At 68.4% G+C, this 15392-nt stretch carries 15 protein-coding genes; 7 read left to right on the top strand and 8 right to left on the bottom strand.

Annotated features, from left to right (window positions below):
- Nucleotides 1-10 precede the first annotated feature (10 nt).
- The 4 genes from ABRP18_RS05650 to ABRP18_RS05665 all read right to left on the bottom strand — a co-directional run bounded on the left by ABRP18_RS05650 (nt 11) and on the right by ABRP18_RS05665 (nt 3636).
- The gene (locus tag ABRP18_RS05650; RefSeq protein ID WP_046748894.1) at nt 11-1183 is read right to left on the bottom strand and encodes an ABC transporter substrate-binding protein; all 1173 of its coding nucleotides are present in this window, start codon (nt 1181-1183) and stop codon (nt 11-13) included.
- A gap of 73 nt (nt 1184-1256) precedes the next feature.
- On the bottom strand, nt 1257-1646 hold the full coding sequence (locus ABRP18_RS05655) for a nuclear transport factor 2 family protein (protein WP_058632455.1): 390 nt from the start codon (nt 1644-1646) through the stop codon (nt 1257-1259).
- A gap of 24 nt (nt 1647-1670) precedes the next feature.
- The gene (locus ABRP18_RS05660) at nt 1671-2459 is read right to left on the bottom strand and encodes a MoaF C-terminal domain-containing protein (protein WP_349885696.1); all 789 of its coding nucleotides are present in this window, start codon (nt 2457-2459) and stop codon (nt 1671-1673) included.
- A 220-nt stretch (nt 2460-2679) separates the two neighbouring features.
- On the bottom strand, nt 2680-3636 hold the full coding sequence (locus tag ABRP18_RS05665) for a helix-turn-helix domain-containing protein (protein WP_046748897.1): 957 nt from the start codon (nt 3634-3636) through the stop codon (nt 2680-2682).
- A gap of 115 nt (nt 3637-3751) precedes the next feature.
- Here ABRP18_RS05665 and ABRP18_RS05670 point away from each other — a divergent pair, with 115 nt between their 5' ends.
- Nucleotides 3752-4873, top strand: a complete 1122-nt coding sequence (locus ABRP18_RS05670; protein WP_113681151.1) for a DUF998 domain-containing protein — start codon at nt 3752-3754, stop codon at nt 4871-4873.
- 65 nt (nt 4874-4938) lie between these two features.
- On the opposite strand, the gene ABRP18_RS05675 is transcribed toward ABRP18_RS05670, so the two are convergent.
- The gene (locus ABRP18_RS05675) at nt 4939-5865 is read right to left on the bottom strand and encodes a spermine synthase (protein WP_349885697.1); all 927 of its coding nucleotides are present in this window, start codon (nt 5863-5865) and stop codon (nt 4939-4941) included.
- 107 nt (nt 5866-5972) lie between these two features.
- Between ABRP18_RS05675 and ABRP18_RS05680 the strand changes: the two genes are divergently transcribed.
- The 6 genes from ABRP18_RS05680 to ABRP18_RS05705 all read left to right on the top strand — a co-directional run bounded on the left by ABRP18_RS05680 (nt 5973) and on the right by ABRP18_RS05705 (nt 13424).
- Nucleotides 5973-7796 (top strand): ABC-F family ATP-binding cassette domain-containing protein, encoded by a 1824-nt coding sequence (locus ABRP18_RS05680; protein ID WP_127011935.1) that lies wholly within the window; start codon nt 5973-5975, stop codon nt 7794-7796.
- A 40-nt stretch (nt 7797-7836) separates the two neighbouring features.
- Nucleotides 7837-9603, top strand: coding sequence for a Na+/H+ antiporter (locus ABRP18_RS05685; protein ID WP_061017218.1), 1767 nt, complete (start codon nt 7837-7839; stop codon nt 9601-9603).
- Between the two features lie 49 nt (nt 9604-9652).
- The gene (locus ABRP18_RS05690) at nt 9653-10618 is read left to right on the top strand and encodes an NADP-dependent oxidoreductase (RefSeq protein WP_349885698.1); all 966 of its coding nucleotides are present in this window, start codon (nt 9653-9655) and stop codon (nt 10616-10618) included.
- A gap of 96 nt (nt 10619-10714) precedes the next feature.
- Nucleotides 10715-11626 carry a MetQ/NlpA family ABC transporter substrate-binding protein gene (locus ABRP18_RS05695; RefSeq protein ID WP_046748902.1) on the top strand — a complete coding sequence of 304 codons (912 nt, stop codon included), beginning with the start codon at nt 10715-10717 and terminating at the stop codon, nt 11624-11626.
- Between the two features lie 95 nt (nt 11627-11721).
- Nucleotides 11722-12765: a methionine ABC transporter ATP-binding protein gene (locus ABRP18_RS05700; protein WP_127011937.1), complete on the top strand. Its 1044-nt coding sequence runs from the start codon at nt 11722-11724 to the stop codon at nt 12763-12765.
- A complete protein-coding gene (locus ABRP18_RS05705; RefSeq protein ID WP_046748904.1) occupies nt 12765-13424 on the top strand; it encodes a methionine ABC transporter permease in 660 nt (219 codons plus the stop codon). Before ABRP18_RS05700 ends, ABRP18_RS05705 begins: the two co-directional genes overlap by 1 nt.
- Here ABRP18_RS05705 and ABRP18_RS05710 read toward each other — a convergent pair.
- The 3 genes from ABRP18_RS05710 to ABRP18_RS05720 are packed head-to-tail and all read right to left on the bottom strand — an operon-like array spanning nt 13411 to nt 15376.
- On the bottom strand, nt 13411-14358 hold the full coding sequence (locus ABRP18_RS05710; RefSeq protein ID WP_349885699.1) for a pseudouridine synthase: 948 nt from the start codon (nt 14356-14358) through the stop codon (nt 13411-13413). The genes ABRP18_RS05705 and ABRP18_RS05710 overlap by 14 nt on opposite strands.
- A gap of 19 nt (nt 14359-14377) precedes the next feature.
- Entirely contained in the window at nt 14378-14872 is a 495-nt protein-coding gene (locus ABRP18_RS05715) for a MarR family winged helix-turn-helix transcriptional regulator (RefSeq protein WP_029260528.1), read from the bottom strand.
- 30 nt (nt 14873-14902) lie between these two features.
- The gene (locus tag ABRP18_RS05720) at nt 14903-15376 is read right to left on the bottom strand and encodes a GNAT family N-acetyltransferase (RefSeq protein WP_058632447.1); all 474 of its coding nucleotides are present in this window, start codon (nt 15374-15376) and stop codon (nt 14903-14905) included.
- Nucleotides 15377-15392: the final 16 nt, after the last annotated feature.

The following is a 15392-nucleotide window of genomic DNA, read 5'->3' on the forward strand; positions in this document are numbered from 1 at the left end:
GTCTGGTGGACTACTCGCCGATGCGGAGCCAGTCGTCGGCGACCTGCTCCCAGGCGTGGGTGCCGGACTTGAGGATGATCGGCCAGCCCGCGGTGTTCTGCGTGCCGAACGCGTAGGGCGTGCCGACCATCGGGTTCTCGATCGGCTCCATGTTCTTCAGCGCCTCGGAGACGCTCTCACGGGTGATGTCGCCGTCGATGCCCTTGAGCACCTCGATGAAGTAGGTCGCCGCGAGGTAGCCGCCCTGACTGAACGACGTCAGCGGGATGTCGTTGTCCTCCATCAGGGTGCGCCAGTCGGCGTTGATCTCGCTGTCGTCCGTGAACGGGTAGAACTCGGCGGGAACGTAGATGCCGGCTCCCGCATCGTCCACGGCCTCGGCGAAGTTCTCGCTGTAGACGCTCGTCAGGTACAGCCAGGTGACGTCGTCCCAGCCCTGGGCGTTCGCGGCCTTGACCTGACCGATCGCGTCCGGCTCGACGGGGTTGATCGCGAGGGCCTTGCAGCCGGCCTCGCGCGCCTTGACGATGTACGGGGTGTAGTCGGATGCGCCGTACGGGACGGTGTCGTCGACGTACTTCGGCTCCTTGCCGGTGATCTCCGACCACTTGTCGATGGCGGCCTGGTAGGTCGGCCGGGTGGAGCCGGCGATCTCCAGCAGGATGCAGATGTCGTCGAGCCCGAGCACCTCGGATCCGTACTGCAGCGTGAGGGTCATGTCGTTGAACGGGCCGACGTTCGCCGGCGAGATGTTCTCGCTGTCGAAGCAGCCGGTGTCGACGCCGATTCCCGGCATCGACAGGATGCTCTCCTGCTCGTAGTACTTGGCGTTGATCTCGCACTCGATCAGGCTCGCGGAGCCGACCAGCGCGACGGCGCCGTCGCTGCCGACCAGTTCCCTGGCCGAGGCGGTCGCCGTGGCGGGGTCGCCCTTGTCATCGAGGGTCTTGTAGTCGATCTTGCGGCCGTCCAGTCCTCCGGCGTCGTTGAAGGCGTCGAAGACCGCGGCCGCCGCCTGGGAGGCCTCGGGGAAGGTGGCCGGCCCGCTGATGGTGTTGATGGACCCGACCACGATCGGGGCTCCGTCGCCCCCACCGGATCCGCCGTCTCCTCCGGCGCAGCCGGCCAGGGCGAGGGCTGCCACGGCGATGAGTGCCGCGGCGCCTGATGCGCGCTTGTTCATGTGGTTCCTGCCTCTCGTGTTCGGATCGTGCTGTGCGTGCCGTTCGTGTCGTGCAGTGATGGGGTGGCGTCGCTCAGTCGCGCAGTGCGCGGGACACGAGCTCGGTGTCGGTGAACTGCTCGAAGGCCACGACCTTGCCGTCCGCCAGGCGCCACACATGGGCCACCCGTGCGGCGAAGAAGCGGCCGGTGCGCCGATAGGTGCCGGAGTAGGTGCCGATGCCCACGACCGCATCGCCGGCGTCGAGGACCTCGTCGATGGCCACGGTGTAGTCGTCCCAGTCCTCCTGGATGCGCTGGAACACGTTGGCGGCCACCGCGTCGGGGCCGATGTAGGTTCCCGCGTAGGGGAAGCCGGCGGCCTCGGTCCACTGCACATCGGGTGCGAACGGCGCGAGCATCCCGTCGAGGTCGCCGCGGTCGCTCGCCGCGTAGTGTTCGCGGATGATGTCGGCATTGCCCATGGTGTCTCCTGTTCTCGCTGTCGATCAGACGGGCTGCGCGTCGGGATAGGCGACCGAGCCGAGCGGGTAGATGTGCCCGCCGGCCCTGGAGTGCTCGGAGTCGCCATCGCCGTTCAGCCCGAGGAAGATCCCGGTCGTCATCAGCTGGTAGCCGAGGTCGTGCAGCCAGACGCTCGCGACGGCGATGCGGAACTCGCGGAAGCAGAACAGGTACAGGCCGTCGGCGAACTTCCAGACGGTCGACAGGTCCATGTCGCCGTGACCGCGCTGCACGCCCTCGAGGCACTGCCACGCGTACCGCTGGCTCGACACGTACACGTGCTCGTACAGGTGGTGCGGGCTGTAACGGTAGATGTTGCGCTTGCCGATCAGGTCGCGGCTGGGGCCGGGGACCTCGCCGGTGGCCGGCCCCGCATCCGTCGTCGCCGCCCAGAAGTCCTGTCCGACCTGCGGAGTGCCCTCGACGGCCTCGGCGGCGATGCGTGAGCGGATGACGGTCGCCCGATGCGTGGAGGAGGAGACCACGACCGTCAGTGCCTCGCGCTCCCGGCTCTCGAACGGGATGTTGATGAACACGACGTCCTCGCGCACACGGACGGCGTCATACGGGTCCGTGCCGCCGACCCCGAAGCCCTCCCAGGTGACGGTCTCCTCGTCGAAGCGCAGCGAGAGCGTGCCGCCGTCGTCGAGGGTCAGCGTCACGGAGGTTCCGGCGAGCAGCGTGCTCGGCAGGCGGAAGGTGTCGATCCCGGCGGCGAACTCATCGTAGGTTCGCCATTCATCCAGTGCCGGGTCGGTCGTGATGTCGGTCATGCGGGTCCAGACGTCGCACGCGGCAGGGCCTCTTCGCCCCGGGCACCGCGTCGTCGCGATGCGCTTGCCTCATGCTCGGTCCCACGCCCTCAGGGGCTCAAGGTCGCGAGGCCCATCGCGCGCCGAGAGTCAACCGGCGTGCCGTCCAGGGCAAGCGGTCATGACGGCGATTCCGCGCGCATCGATCACCGGTCCCGCACGGTGAGTCCTCGGGTCGCGCTCAGTGTGCGGCGCGGTACTCGCTGGGGGAGATCCCGAATGCCGACTTGAATGCGCGACTGAAGTGCGCCGCGTCGACGAAGCCCCAGCGGGCGGCGATCGCGGCCACGGGTCTGTCGGCGAGCATCGGGTCGAGCAGATCGCGGCGGCACTGTTCGAGACGGCGCGTGCGGATCCACGTCGACACGGTCACACCCTGCTCCTGGAACAGGCCGTGCAGGTGACGGGTCGAGATGAAGTGTGCCGAGGCGATCGATGCGGGACCGAGGTCGGTCGACGCGAGGTTCCGGTCGATGTGGGAGCGGATGCGCTGCACGAGCGCGCGATGCGGATCCGCCGAGACACCGTCGAGCCCGAGCTCGCGGGTGAAGACCGTGGAGACGAGGTCGAGGGCGCTGTGCGCGAGGCGTGCCCCGGTGGCACCGGCGAGCTGGTCGAGGTTCCCGGCGAGTTGGGTGAGGTACGGCACGACCATGCCGCCCAGACCCTCCTGCCCGGAGATGCGCACGGCGGTGAGCTGGCCGACCACGTCGGGGGGAAGGCTCAGGAGGTGCTTCGGGAACATGACGACCATCGTGCGGAACCCCTCGTCGAAGACGAGCGAGTACGGCCGATCGGTGTCGTACACCGCGAGATCCCCGGCCTGGAGCACGGCCTCCCGATCGTCCTGGATCAACAGGCCGGTGCCGGCGAGCATCAGGCTGAGCTTGAAGTAGGACCGGTCGCTCCTGGCGATCAGCTCCGGGGTGCGCTCGACGATGTGCGATGTGGCGCGCACTTCGGTCACGTGGACCTCGTCGACGGACGCACCACGGATGACGCCGCGGAAGTGGTCGGGCCCTGCCGTGGAGACCTGCAGCGGGACGAAGGACTCGGAGACGGCGGCTCTGAAATCACTGATGTTGCGCGCGACGAGAGTCGATACCGATTCGGCGGGGGCAGCGGGTGCACCGTTCATGACTGATCACCTCGGGTGGTGGAACGACGACGTTGTATACGATCCGTTCCGTGATGGTACCACCGGCCGCGCCGGATCTGCGCTCCTTCTATGATGTGGACCGGGAAGGACGAGGATGAACGCGCTGGCGAGCAGAGTCGTGCAGGTGCTGAGACAGGTGCGCGGCCCGGAGACGTCCGCCGCGGTCTTCGAGGCGACGGCACTCATCGTCGGTGCCGGCTTCTTCGTCGCGGGGTTCGCGATCGGCCTGCCGGTGTTCTGGGGTCACGACCTGGCGATCAGCGGCAGCGGGTCGATCGGCGTCTTCGCCGCATGCGGCGGGGCCATCACCGCGGTGATCGCGTTCACGCTCGGCCGGTTCGCGGTGCGACCGGAACGGCCCGACCCGCAGGCGGTCCGCGACGGCTTCAGCGTGCCGGGTGATCGGCTGCGCTGGTACGACCTCACCGCCATCGCGTTCGCCCACGCGGCGATCGCCTGCCTCGGCTGGCTCGGCATCGCCGAACTCCTCGAGCGGAGCTTCACGGACGCCCCGGTGTTCCCGCTCCCCGGAGCGATCCTGGTGGCCGTGGCCTTCGCCCTGACCGGATACGTCTGCTTCCTCAGCGCGGTCGCTCTCAACCCCATGGTGCTCTCGCTGGTGCTCGCCGTGTTCCTCGTGGTCGGAGCGTTCGCCAGCATGCTCGCCTCGAGCGATGTGCACTGGTGGCGTGACAACCTCTCCGCGCTCGGGATGAGCACCAACAGCGCGTCCGTCGCCTTCAACGTGACGCTGGTCATCGCCGGGATCATGGTCACGACCATCTCCCGGTACGCCACAGCCGGCCTGCCGGCCGAGACCCCAGAGGAGCGTCGCGGCCGGTTCATGGTGCGCGGCGGGCTCATCCTGATGGGGATCTTCCTCGCGTGCGTCGGGCTCTTCCCCGTCGACGAGTTCTTCCTCCTGCACAACACGGTCGCGACGGGCATGACGGTCGTCTTCGGGATCATCGTCGTCGGGCTGCCGTGGTTCCTGCCGACCATCCCGCGCGTGTTCGTGGCGTTCGGCTGGATCTACGTTCTGGTGATCATCCTGCTCGCCGCCTTCTTCGCGGTCGGCTACTACAACCTCACCGCGGTCGAGCTGATCGCCGCGGTGCTGATCTTCAGCTGGATCATCGTCTTCCTGCGCACGGCCGGGTCGGTCTCAGCGCCCACTCCCGATGCGCGGGCCGACCGGTCCCCGGTCGACGCCTAGTCCCGGATCGGCTCGACGCCTAGTCCCGGATCGGCTCGACGCCTCGTCCCGGATCGGGTCGACTCCTAGTCCCAGATCGGGTCGTCGGGGTCGGGGGAGTCCGTGCCGTCCGCGTCGGTCATGATGCGGGCTCCGTCGATCCATGCGGTCAGGGACGCGTCGTGCAGCATGTGCGGTCGCGGTGCGCCGAGGAGATCGGGGTCCATCACGACGCTCAGCGGCTCATCGCTCGCGAACACGACGACGTTGCCGAGAGGCCCCTCGTCATCTTCCGGCTCGGCGTCCAGGACGACGGCGACATTCTGGAACACCGACCGCAGCGTCGCCGCCTGTCGCCGCGAATACTCGAACGGGTGCCCGTCGAGGAGGTTCACCGCCACGACGGCGCCTGCTGCGGAGCGGGCGGCGACCCGACGGTAGAACTCCTGGCTGGCCACACGGTGTCGGATGACCGCGGCGTCCCACAGGTCGACGACGGTGAAGCGTGCATCCACCCAATCGGTGTCGACGGCGCTGCCACCGGACGTGACGATGCCGAGCGCGGGAGAGGAGGATGGCGGCCCCGCGGGCTTTCCTCCATCCGGGAGCTCCGCGTCTGCGACCGCCCGCGCGTCGCCGAAGACGACTCGCAGATCGGCGCCTGGCGGGAGGGGCAGCGCATCGAGCACGGCAGCATAGAGCGCGGGTTCGAACTCGACCACGAGCTGCGGGGATCCGGGGCGCGTGGCCTCGACATAGCGTGCCAGCGTGAGCGCTCCGGCTCCCAGGTGCACGGTGAACAGCGGTGCACCGGGCTCAGCCGCGGCATCGATCGCTCTCGCGATGTGCTGCGTGTACGCGTACTCGAGTGTGGTCGGGTCGGTCATCGAGACCACCGACTGCGCGATCCCGTCGACACTGAGCTCGTAGTGCCCTGGGCGCCTTCTCGACTCCATCAGCTTCGCCCTGCGGTTGTCGAGCATGAGCGAGAACACCCGGCGATTCCTTGGCACCCGTCGATTTTAGATCGGGCGGAGCCGAACGACGATCCGGCCACCCGCCGCGGTCCGACGGCGGTGGTCGTCCTGGCGTCACCGGGCGCGGCTACCCTGGAGGGAACATGGCACATCTTCTCGGGGCTGAAGCCCTCCACCTCGAATATCCGACAAGGGTCGTCTTCGACTCCGTGACCCTCGGCATCGAGGAGGGCGATCGCATCGGCATCGTCGGCCGCAACGGAGACGGAAAGTCGAGCCTCCTCGGCATGCTGGCCGGCATCAAGGAGCCGAACTCCGGACGCGTCACGGTGCGTGGCGGAACGCGCATCGGGGTGCTCGATCAGGCCGACAATCTTCCGGACGACCTCACGATCAGCGCCGCGGTCGTCGGCGACACCCCGGAGTACGAGTGGGCGGGCGACGCGCGGGTGCGGGATGTCATCGAGGGGCTGCTCACCGATCTGCCGTGGGACGCCGAGATCGGCTCTCTCAGCGGTGGACAGCGTCGCAGGGTATCGCTCGCCAGGCTCCTGACCGGTGACTGGGATGTCATCGCGCTGGACGAGCCGACCAACCACCTCGACGTCGAGGCGATCACGTGGCTCGCCGGGCACCTCAAGAGGCGCTGGTCGTCGAACTCGGGCGCCCTCATGGTCGTGACCCACGACCGATGGTTCCTCGACGAGGTCTGCACCGAGACCTGGGAGGTGCACGACCGCATCGTCGAGCCCTTCGAGGGCGGCTACGCGGCCTACATCCTGCAGCGTGTCGAACGCGACCGCATGGCGGCCGCCACCGAGGCGAAGCGCCAGAACCTCGCCAAGAAGGAGCTCGCCTGGCTCCGTCGTGGCGCCCCGGCCCGCACCGCGAAGCCGAAGTTCCGCATCGATGCGGCCAACGAGCTCATCGCCGACGTTCCCGAGATCCGCGACAAGGTGTCGCTGCAGTCGCTCGCGGTCTCACGCCTCGGCAAGGACGTGGTCGATCTGCTCGACGTCGGGGTGACCTACCCGACGGCCGACGGCGGCGAGAAGGTCGTGCTGCGCGACATCGAATGGCGCATCGCGCCGGGTGAGCGCACCGGCATCCTCGGCGTGAACGGCGCGGGGAAGTCGACCCTGCTCGGCCTCATCTCCGGCACCGTCGAACCCACCGTCGGTCGGGTCAAGCGCGGCACGACCGTGAAGGTGCAGACCCTCACGCAGCGGCTCGACGAGCTCACCCAGCACTGGAACGACCCGGTGCGCGTGATCATCTCCGGCCTGCGCACCTCCTACACGATGGGCGCGGGCTCGAAGGCGCAGGACCTCACGCCGGGGCAGCTCCTCGAGCGCCTCGGGTTCGACTCCGCTCAGCTCTCCACCCCGGTCAAGGACCTCTCCGGTGGACAGCAGCGCCGTCTGCAACTGCTCCTCGTGCTCCTCGACCAGCCGAACGTGCTGATCCTCGACGAGCCGACCAACGACCTCGACACCGATATGCTCGCCGCGATCGAGGATCTCCTCGACTCGTGGTCCGGCACCCTCCTCGTCGTCAGCCACGACCGGTACTTCCTGGAGCGCGTCACCGATCAGCAGTATGCGATCCTGGATGGCCATCTGCGCCACCTCCCCGGCGGGGTCGACGAGTACCTCCGCCTGCGCGAACTGCAGTCGTCCGCGGGCTCGAAGCAGACCGCGACGGCGGCAGCGACGGCAACCTCAGCCGCGGCGACGAAGGGTCTGGACGGAGCGGCGCTGCGCGCGGCGCAGAAGGAGATCTCCGCGCTCGAGCGCCGCATCCAGAAGCTCACCCAGCAGGTGAACGCCGCCAAGACCGCGCTGGCCGATCACGACCAGTCCGACTATGCGGGGCTGGGCGATCGCATGAAGAAGATCAGCGAGCAGCAGGCCGAGATCGAAGAGCTCGAGCTGCGCTGGTTCGAACTCACCGAGGAGATCGGCTGACGGAGGAATATCCTTCTCTCACCGCTGTTGGGAGGTAGGGATGGAAGGCCTCGAAGTAACAGTCCTGCTCGGACTCACGATTCTCGTCGGAACCCTGATCGCCCCGCGCGTGCGTCTCGCGCTGCCCCTCGTCCTCGTCATCTTCGGACTGCTGCTGGGCTTCGTGCCGCAGCTTCGCGAAGTGCAGCTGCCCCCGGAGACGGTGCTGCTGCTGTTCCTCCCGGTGATGCTCTTCTGGGAGAGCCTCACCACGTCCCTGCGGTCGATCCGCCGCGACTTCCGTTACATCCTGCCCATGAGCACGGTGCTGGTGGTCGCCTCGGCGTTCGCGGTCGCGGGCATCGGTGTGCTGTTCGGGATGCCCTGGGAGATCGCCCTCATCCTGGGCGCTGCGGTCGCCCCACCGGATGCCACCGCCGTCGCCGCCCTCGGTCGACTGCTGCCGCGCCGCATGTTCATGAAGCTCAAGGCCGAGAGCCTGACCAACGACGGCACGGCCCTGGTGCTGTACGCGATCGCGGTGTCGCTCGCGCTCGGCGGCCAGATCACCCCGCTGTCGGTGACGCTCGACGTGCTGATCTCCTACGTCGGTGGAATCGCCGCCGGCGTGGTCATCGCGGCTCTCGGCTACCTCCTGCTGCGGCGCACCTCGTCGACGATCGTGATCAACGTCACGCTGCTGCTGATCCCGTTCACCGCATTCCTCGCCGCCGAGATGGTGCACGCCTCCGGAGTTCTGGCGGTCGTGGTGGCGGGGCTCATCGTCGCGTACGTCTCTCCGCGGGTGACCACCGCCTCGTCGCGACGCCAGGCGGATGCGGCGTGGCCGTTCGGTGTCTTCCTGCTCAACGGCGCGCTGTTCGTGCTGATCGGTCTCGAGGTGCAGTACGTCGCGCATGAGATCTCGGCCGCCGCGATCGGGCGCCTGGTGCTCATCACTCTCGCCGTCTGGGCGACGCTGCTGGTGGTGCGCTATGTGTTCCAGCTGCTGAACGTGGTGTTCCAGCGGCAGAGCGGTCCGCGTCCGGCGCCCGGCGCGAGAGCACGGGCCAGGGCCGTCTCCACCGTCGCCGGCATGCGCGGCGCCGTCTCCCTCGCCATCGCTCTCTCCGTCCCGACGAGCATCACCCAGGGCGGCGCGATCAACGGTCGCGACGAGATCGTGTTCGTGACGGCGGGTGTCATCCTGCTGAGTCTGCTCGTGCAGGGTCCGCTGCTGCCCGCCATCGTGCGATGGGCGCGGTTCCCCGTCGACCACGCCGAGGACGAGGAGTACGAGCTCGCAGAGCGGGCGATCTCCGGTGCCGCCCTCGCCGCCCTCGACGACCTGGCCGCCGAGCACGGTGTGGGCCAGGAGGTCCTGGATCGCGTGCGATCGGAGGGGTATCAGATGCTCGAGTTCGCCAACGCCCGGTCGCTGGCCCGCGAGCAGGCCCTCGTCGACGCTGAGGCCGACGTGCTGGACGAGATGCTCGGCGAGCCCGACCCGCTCAGCGCGGGAACCGCCGACGTCGGTGGCGACCCGGCGCCCGGAGGCGGCGTCTCGCAGGTCGTGGAGGGAGAGGCCACGGACGGCACCGTACTGCAGATCATCGCGACCTCCGCCGACGTCGATCTGGCACAGCGTTCGCCCTTGGTCCGACACGAGGAGCACACGCGCCTGAAGCTCGCCCTGCTCGACCGCAAGCGCGAGGTCCTGCTCGGACTGCGCGGCGCCGGCACCATCGACGACATCGTGGTGCGTCGCATCTCCGCCCGCCTCGACCTCGAGCAGGTGCGCCTGCAGGGGATCGAGGACTACGACTGAGCGTCCGGGCGTCCGAGAGCCGGACCCACCGATGAGAACGAGGAGTCCCATGCCCACGACGATGAAAGCCCTCATCCTCGATCGATTCGGGGACGAGACGGAACTGCATGAACACTCGGTTCCGGTCCCCACGGTCGGGGACAGCGACGTGCTCATCCGCATCCATGTCGCAGGGCTAGGGTCGTGGGACCGAGAGGAGCGCGAGGGTCACTACGAAGGCGCATTCGGCGTGCCGTCGACCTTCCCCTACATCCTCGGGTGGGAAGGGGCGGGGACCGTCGAGGCGGTCGGGGCCGAGGTGACGCGCTTCGCCCCGGGCGACCGGGTGTACGCTGCCTCGACCCCCGTCCCGAGAGGCGGGTTCTACGCCGAGTACGCCGTGGTCGACCAGGAACACGTCGCTCCGGTGCCCGCCCGTCTGACCGACGAGCAGGCAGGAGTGCTGGCCTGGGACGCGCTCACGGCCACGAGCGGACTCGACACCATCGATGCGAGTCCCGGTGATGCCGTGATGATCTTCGGCGCGAGCGGAGGGATCGGCCATCTCGCGGTGCAGCTCGCCAAGCATCGAGGGCTTCGTGTCCTCGCCGTGGCCTCGGGACAGGACGGAGTCGCGCTCGCGAGCAGACTCGGAGCCGACGCGGTCGTCGACGGTCGGAGTGACGACGTGCCGGCGGCCATCGCGCGCTTCGCACCGGACGGGCTCGACGGGGCGCTGGTCACGGCGGGAGGAACGGCGGCCGAGGAGGCACTGAGCGCAGTCGCACCCACCGGCCGCATCGCGTGGGCGCACGGCGTGAACCCGCCGCCGTCAGCGCAGCTCGTCGATCGGGTGTCCTTCTACGACGGCGATCGCAGCCGCGCCGCACTGCAGCGTCTCAACGAGGTCATCGAGTCGAGTCACATCTCACCGCATGTGTCCCGCGTCTTCGACGCCGATGAGATCGCGACGGCGCACCGGGCGCTCGGAGAGCACTACGTGGGCAAGCTGGCCCTGAGGGTGCCGCGGCCCTGACCACGCCTCGCTGTGACGCCGTGTGACACTCGATTCCGCGTGCGCCGCGCGGCCTGCCTAACGTATTCGAGTCCCCCAAGAGAGGAACTCCTTCACATGTCACGCCGCACCACTTCCATCCTGGCCGCGCTCGCCGCGGTCCCGCTCTTCGTCGCGCTCGCCGGGTGCGCCACGGGGTCGTCCGATGCCGGATCCGGCAGCGAGGGGTCCTCCGAGAACGAGGTCGTCAAGATCGGCGTCGTCGGCAAGGGCGACGAGCAGTGGCCGGCCTTCGTCGACGCCGCAGCCGAAGAGGGGATCACGGTCGAGCTGGTCGACTTCGGCTCCTACGAGCAGCCGAACCCCGCGCTCACCGAGGGGGAGATCGACCTCAACCAGTTCCAGCACATCGTGTACCTCGCCGAGTACAACAACGCCTCGGGTTCCGACCTCACCCCGATCGGCTCGACCGCGATCTACCCGCTCGGTCTGTACTCGAAGAAGTACGACGACGTCGACAGCATCCCCGAGGGCGAGACCGTCGCCGTCCCCGATGACGCCTCCAACCAGGCGCGTGCGCTGAACGTGCTGCAGCAGGCCGGCCTCGTCGAGCTCAAGAGCGGCGGCACGCCGTACTCCGACCTCGCCGACATCGACACCGACAAGTCCAAGGTCGAGGTCAAGGCGCTCGAGGCCGCGCTCATCCCGACCTCGCTGCCCGACGTCGCCGCTGCGATCATCAACAACGACTTCGTGCAGGACGCCGGCCTCACGTTCGAAGACGCGATCGCCCAGGACGACCCCGAGGATCCCAGCGCGCTGCCGTACGTGAACATCTTCGCCGCTCGTGCGGAGGACGCCGACAACGAGACCTACCTCAAGCTCGTCGAGATCTTCCAGACGAACGAGGCCGTCCAGAAGGGCCTTCTCGAGTCGTCGGGCGGCACCGCCGTGGCGCTGCAGACGCCGGTGGATGACCTGGTCGCCTCGCTCGCGAAGGTCCAGAAGGACGCCGACGCGAAGAAGTAGGACGCGGGAGATCCACCCCGTCCGATGAGGGAGAATCGGGTGGCGCGAAAACGCGTCACCCGATTCTTCGTTCCCGAAGCAGACCGGAGCACCACATGCCGATCGTCACCCTGACGAACGTGTCCAAGACGTACCCGCCCCGCACCCGTGACGGCGCGGAGGTCGTGGCCGTCGACGACGTCTCCCTCTCGATCGAGAAGGGCGACGTCTTCGGGATCATCGGCTATTCCGGGGCGGGCAAGTCGACCCTCGTGCGCCTGATCAACGCACTGGAACCGGCCACCAGCGGCACCATCACGGTGGACGGCGTGGACATCACCGCGCTGAAGGAGAGCGAGCTGCGCAAGGTCCGCGGCGGGATCGGCATGATCTTCCAGCAGTTCAACCTGTTCTCCTCGCGGAGCGTCAGGTCCAACATCGCGTATCCGCTCAAGCTCGCCGGCTGGTCGAAAGCCGATATCGAGACACGTGTGGCGGAACTGCTCTCGTTCGTCGGTCTCTCCGACAAGGCGAAGGCCTATCCCGAACAGCTCTCCGGCGGCCAGAAGCAGCGCGTAGGCATCGCCCGTGCCCTCGCCACCGGGCCCGCGATCCTCCTCGCCGACGAGGCCACCAGCGCCCTCGACCCGCAGACCACCCACGAGGTGCTCGATCTGCTGAAGCGCGTCAATCGCGAGCAGGGTGTCACGATCGTCGTCATCACGCACGAGATGGATGTGATCCAGACCATCGCGACCAAGGTGGCGGTGATGGAGAACGGTCGTGTGATCGAGCACGGCGATGTCTTCGACGTCTTCTCCGCGCCGCAGAACCCGGCGTCGCAGCGTTTCGTCGGAACGGTCGTCAAGGGCGTGCCGTCACCCGCAGAGCTGGCGGTGCTCCGCGAGCGCCATCAGGGCCGCCTGGTCACGTTCTCGTTCCGCGACGGCGACTCCTCGCAGGCGCAGGTCTTCCTCGATCTCGCCGGTGCCGGCCTCGACTTCGAGCTCGTCTACGGCGGCATCAACGACATCCGCGGACGGGCCTTCGGGCATCTGACACTCGCGATCCGCGGTGACGCCGCGGCGATCGATCGCGCCCTCGCGAGCATCGCCCGACGTGTCGAAGTGACCGAGATCGCCGGAGAGGAGGCACGCTGATGGAACGCCTGAACGAACTGTGGCCGGAATTCTGGGCGGCTGCCCTCGAGACGCTCTACATGACCTCCTTCGCGCTCGTGCTGGGTGGCGTGCTCGGTCTCGCTATCGGCATCATCCTGTACGTGACGCGGCCGGGCGGCCTCGCGCAGAACAAGCCGGTCTCGCTGTTCGCGAACCTCGTGGTGAACTTCTTCCGCCCCATCCCGTTCATCATCTTCCTCGTGGTCGCGCAGCCGCTGGCCCGTGCCGTGGTCGGTGTCGGCATCGGCACGACGGCGGGTGCCTTCATCATCGGTCTCGCCGCGGCCTTCGCGATCGGACGGATCGTCGAACAGCATCTGATCTCGGTCTCGCCCGGCGTGATCGAAGCGGCGCGTGCGATGGGTGCAGGGCCCTGGCGCATCCTGTTCACGGTGGCGATCCCGGAGTCGCTCGGACCGCTCATCCTGGGCTACACGTTCATCGTGGTCGCGCTCATCGACATGACGGCGATGGCAGGACTCGTCGGTGGCGGTGGCCTCGGCGCATTCGCCCAGATCTATGGTTTCCGGCAGTTCGAGCCGCTCGTGATGTGGGCGGCGATCGTCCTCATCGTCGTGTTCGTGCATCTCGTGCAGATGCTCGGAACCCGCCTGGCCCGCAAGGTCATGCGCCGCTGACGCGAGCGTACGGATTCTCACCACGAGGCGCGTGCTGCAGCGCCCGCCTCGTGGTGAAGACCCGCTCCGCGCCGCTCAGCGGATCGACGAAGCGCAGCTCGCGTGCGAGCAGCTGCAGCGGGCGGTCGAAGTCGTCCGGCACATCGTCGAGCAGCTCGGGGTAGAACCGGTCGTTGAGGATGCCCATGCCGAGGGCGGCGAGGTGCACGCGCAGCTGATGCATCTTCCCGCTGTGCGGGCGGAGCAGGGTGTGCACCACACGGTCATCGGCGCCGATCAGTTCGATCAGCGTCTCGGCGTTCGGCTCCCTGGTGTCGTCGACCTGCACCCGCACCTGGGCACGCGGCTTCTCGATGTGGTTGCGGTAGACGAGCGGGAACGAGGGGAGTTCGCCGTGCGCGGGCAGCGCGGACACCGCCTCGTAGACCTTCTGCACCTGCCGGTTCTCGAACATCAGCTGGTAGGCGCCGCGGGTGGCGGGTCGCGTCGAGAACATCAGCAGTCCGGCGGTCGCGCGGTCCAGACGGTGGATGGGCGCCAGGTCCGGGTTGTCGAGGAGGTTGCGCAGCCGCACCAGTGCCGAGTTCTGCAGGAACTTGCCGCCGGGAGTCGTTGGCAGGAAGTGCGGCTTGTCCACGACGACGAGATGCTCGTCCTGGTGCAGGATCTCGATCTCGAACGGGATCCGCGTCTCGATGGCGGGCTCGCGGTAGTACCAGATGAACTCGACACTCCCGAGCGGGGCATCACGGGGGACCGCAGAGCCGTCGGCGCGAACGATGTCGCCGCGATCGAACCGCTCGAGCAGCCGCTCGGGATCGAGGTGGAAGAACCTCTCGATCATGTAGGCAGCGACCGTGGGCCACGAGCCGGTGAGGGGCACGTGCAGCCGTGTGGCTCCCACGCCGTCGCGCACGGGCAGGGGAGAGGGCATGCCCATCAGTTGCGGCCGGTCACGAGTCGAAGCTCAGGCTCAGCTTGCGCAGCAGCCCCGCGAGGCGGTCGCGGTCGGAGCGGGAGAGCGCCTGCAGCAGATCGGCCTCCACATCCACCAGACGCGTGATGGCGGCGTCCACGCGGATGCGCCCGTCATCGGTGAGCGTCACCAGCACGCTGCGACCGTCGCCGGGGTCAGCCTCGCGCCGCACGAACCGACGCCCGACCAGGCGATCGATCCGGTTGGTCATGGTGCCGCTCGAGACCAGGGTCTGCTGGAGCAGTTGCTTGGGGGAGAGTTGGAACGGCGCCCCCGCTCTCCGCAGCGCGGAGAGCACGTCCCACTCCCAGTGCTCCAGATCGCTCCGTCGGAACACATCGCGGCGGGCGCGATCGAGGTGCCGCGACAACCGGTCCATCCGCGACAGGACCTCGAGCGGGGAGAAGTCGAGGTCGGGACGCTGGGTGTTCCACGCGCCGACGATCCGGTCGACCTCATCCACCTCGCTCATCCGCCCATTATCGCGCGCGCGGCGACGAGATCAGGACGCGGTCGGGAGCGTGACCGTCATGAACGTGCTGTACGGATCGAGCGCGTAGCCGCCGAACGGGCCGCACTCGCGGAATCCCGCCGCGGCGTACAGCGCACGTGCCGGGATGAAGAAGTCCGCGCTCCCGGTCTCGAGCGAGAGGCGGCTGATGCCCCTGGACTCGGCGTCCGCCAGGAGGAACGCGAGCATGGCGCGGCCGAGGCCCTGTCCGCGCAGGGCGGGGTCCGTGCGCATCGACTTGATCTCCTCGTGTCCCTCCTCGACAGTCGCCAGGGCACCGGTGGCCACGGGGGCATCGTCGAGGTGCGCGGCGAAGAGCCGCACTCCCGGAGCCAGCAACCGCTCGAACACCAGGGCGTGGCGGCTCTCCGCAGGAGCGGTGTGCTCCAACTCCGCATGGTGGGCGACCAGGAACTCGGCCAGGGCGGGGCTCGCGGCCTGCACCCGTTCGATCACGATGCTCATGTCGCCAGCATTGCAG

The sequence above is a fragment of the Microbacterium sp. WHRI 7836 genome, from assembly GCF_040223885.2.
In the GTDB taxonomy this organism is placed as follows: Bacteria; Actinomycetota; Actinomycetes; order Actinomycetales; family Microbacteriaceae; genus Microbacterium; species Microbacterium oxydans.

Excerpts from the sequence above, each read along its gene's own strand:
- ABRP18_RS05660 (WP_349885696.1), bottom strand. The coding sequence starts at position 2,459 with ATGACCGACATCACGACCGACCCGGCACTGGATGAATGGCGAACCTAC.
- ABRP18_RS05650 (WP_046748894.1), bottom strand. The coding sequence starts at position 1,183 with ATGAACAAGCGCGCATCAGGCGCCGCGGCACTCATCGCCGTGGCAGCC.
- ABRP18_RS05655 (WP_058632455.1), bottom strand. The coding sequence starts at position 1,646 with ATGGGCAATGCCGACATCATCCGCGAACACTACGCGGCGAGCGACCGC.
- ABRP18_RS05680 (WP_127011935.1), top strand. The coding sequence starts at position 5,973 with ATGGCACATCTTCTCGGGGCTGAAGCCCTCCACCTCGAATATCCGACA.
- ABRP18_RS05665 (WP_046748897.1), bottom strand. The coding sequence starts at position 3,636 with ATGAACGGTGCACCCGCTGCCCCCGCCGAATCGGTATCGACTCTCGTC.
- ABRP18_RS05710 (WP_349885699.1), bottom strand. The coding sequence starts at position 14,358 with ATGCCCTCTCCCCTGCCCGTGCGCGACGGCGTGGGAGCCACACGGCTG.
- ABRP18_RS05670 (WP_113681151.1), top strand. The coding sequence starts at position 3,752 with ATGAACGCGCTGGCGAGCAGAGTCGTGCAGGTGCTGAGACAGGTGCGC.
- ABRP18_RS05705 (WP_046748904.1), top strand. The coding sequence starts at position 12,765 with ATGGAACGCCTGAACGAACTGTGGCCGGAATTCTGGGCGGCTGCCCTC.
- ABRP18_RS05700 (WP_127011937.1), top strand. The coding sequence starts at position 11,722 with ATGCCGATCGTCACCCTGACGAACGTGTCCAAGACGTACCCGCCCCGC.
- ABRP18_RS05720 (WP_058632447.1), bottom strand. The coding sequence starts at position 15,376 with ATGAGCATCGTGATCGAACGGGTGCAGGCCGCGAGCCCCGCCCTGGCC.
- ABRP18_RS05715 (WP_029260528.1), bottom strand. The coding sequence starts at position 14,872 with ATGAGCGAGGTGGATGAGGTCGACCGGATCGTCGGCGCGTGGAACACC.
- ABRP18_RS05695 (WP_046748902.1), top strand. The coding sequence starts at position 10,715 with ATGTCACGCCGCACCACTTCCATCCTGGCCGCGCTCGCCGCGGTCCCG.
- ABRP18_RS05690 (WP_349885698.1), top strand. The coding sequence starts at position 9,653 with ATGCCCACGACGATGAAAGCCCTCATCCTCGATCGATTCGGGGACGAG.
- ABRP18_RS05685 (WP_061017218.1), top strand. The coding sequence starts at position 7,837 with ATGGAAGGCCTCGAAGTAACAGTCCTGCTCGGACTCACGATTCTCGTC.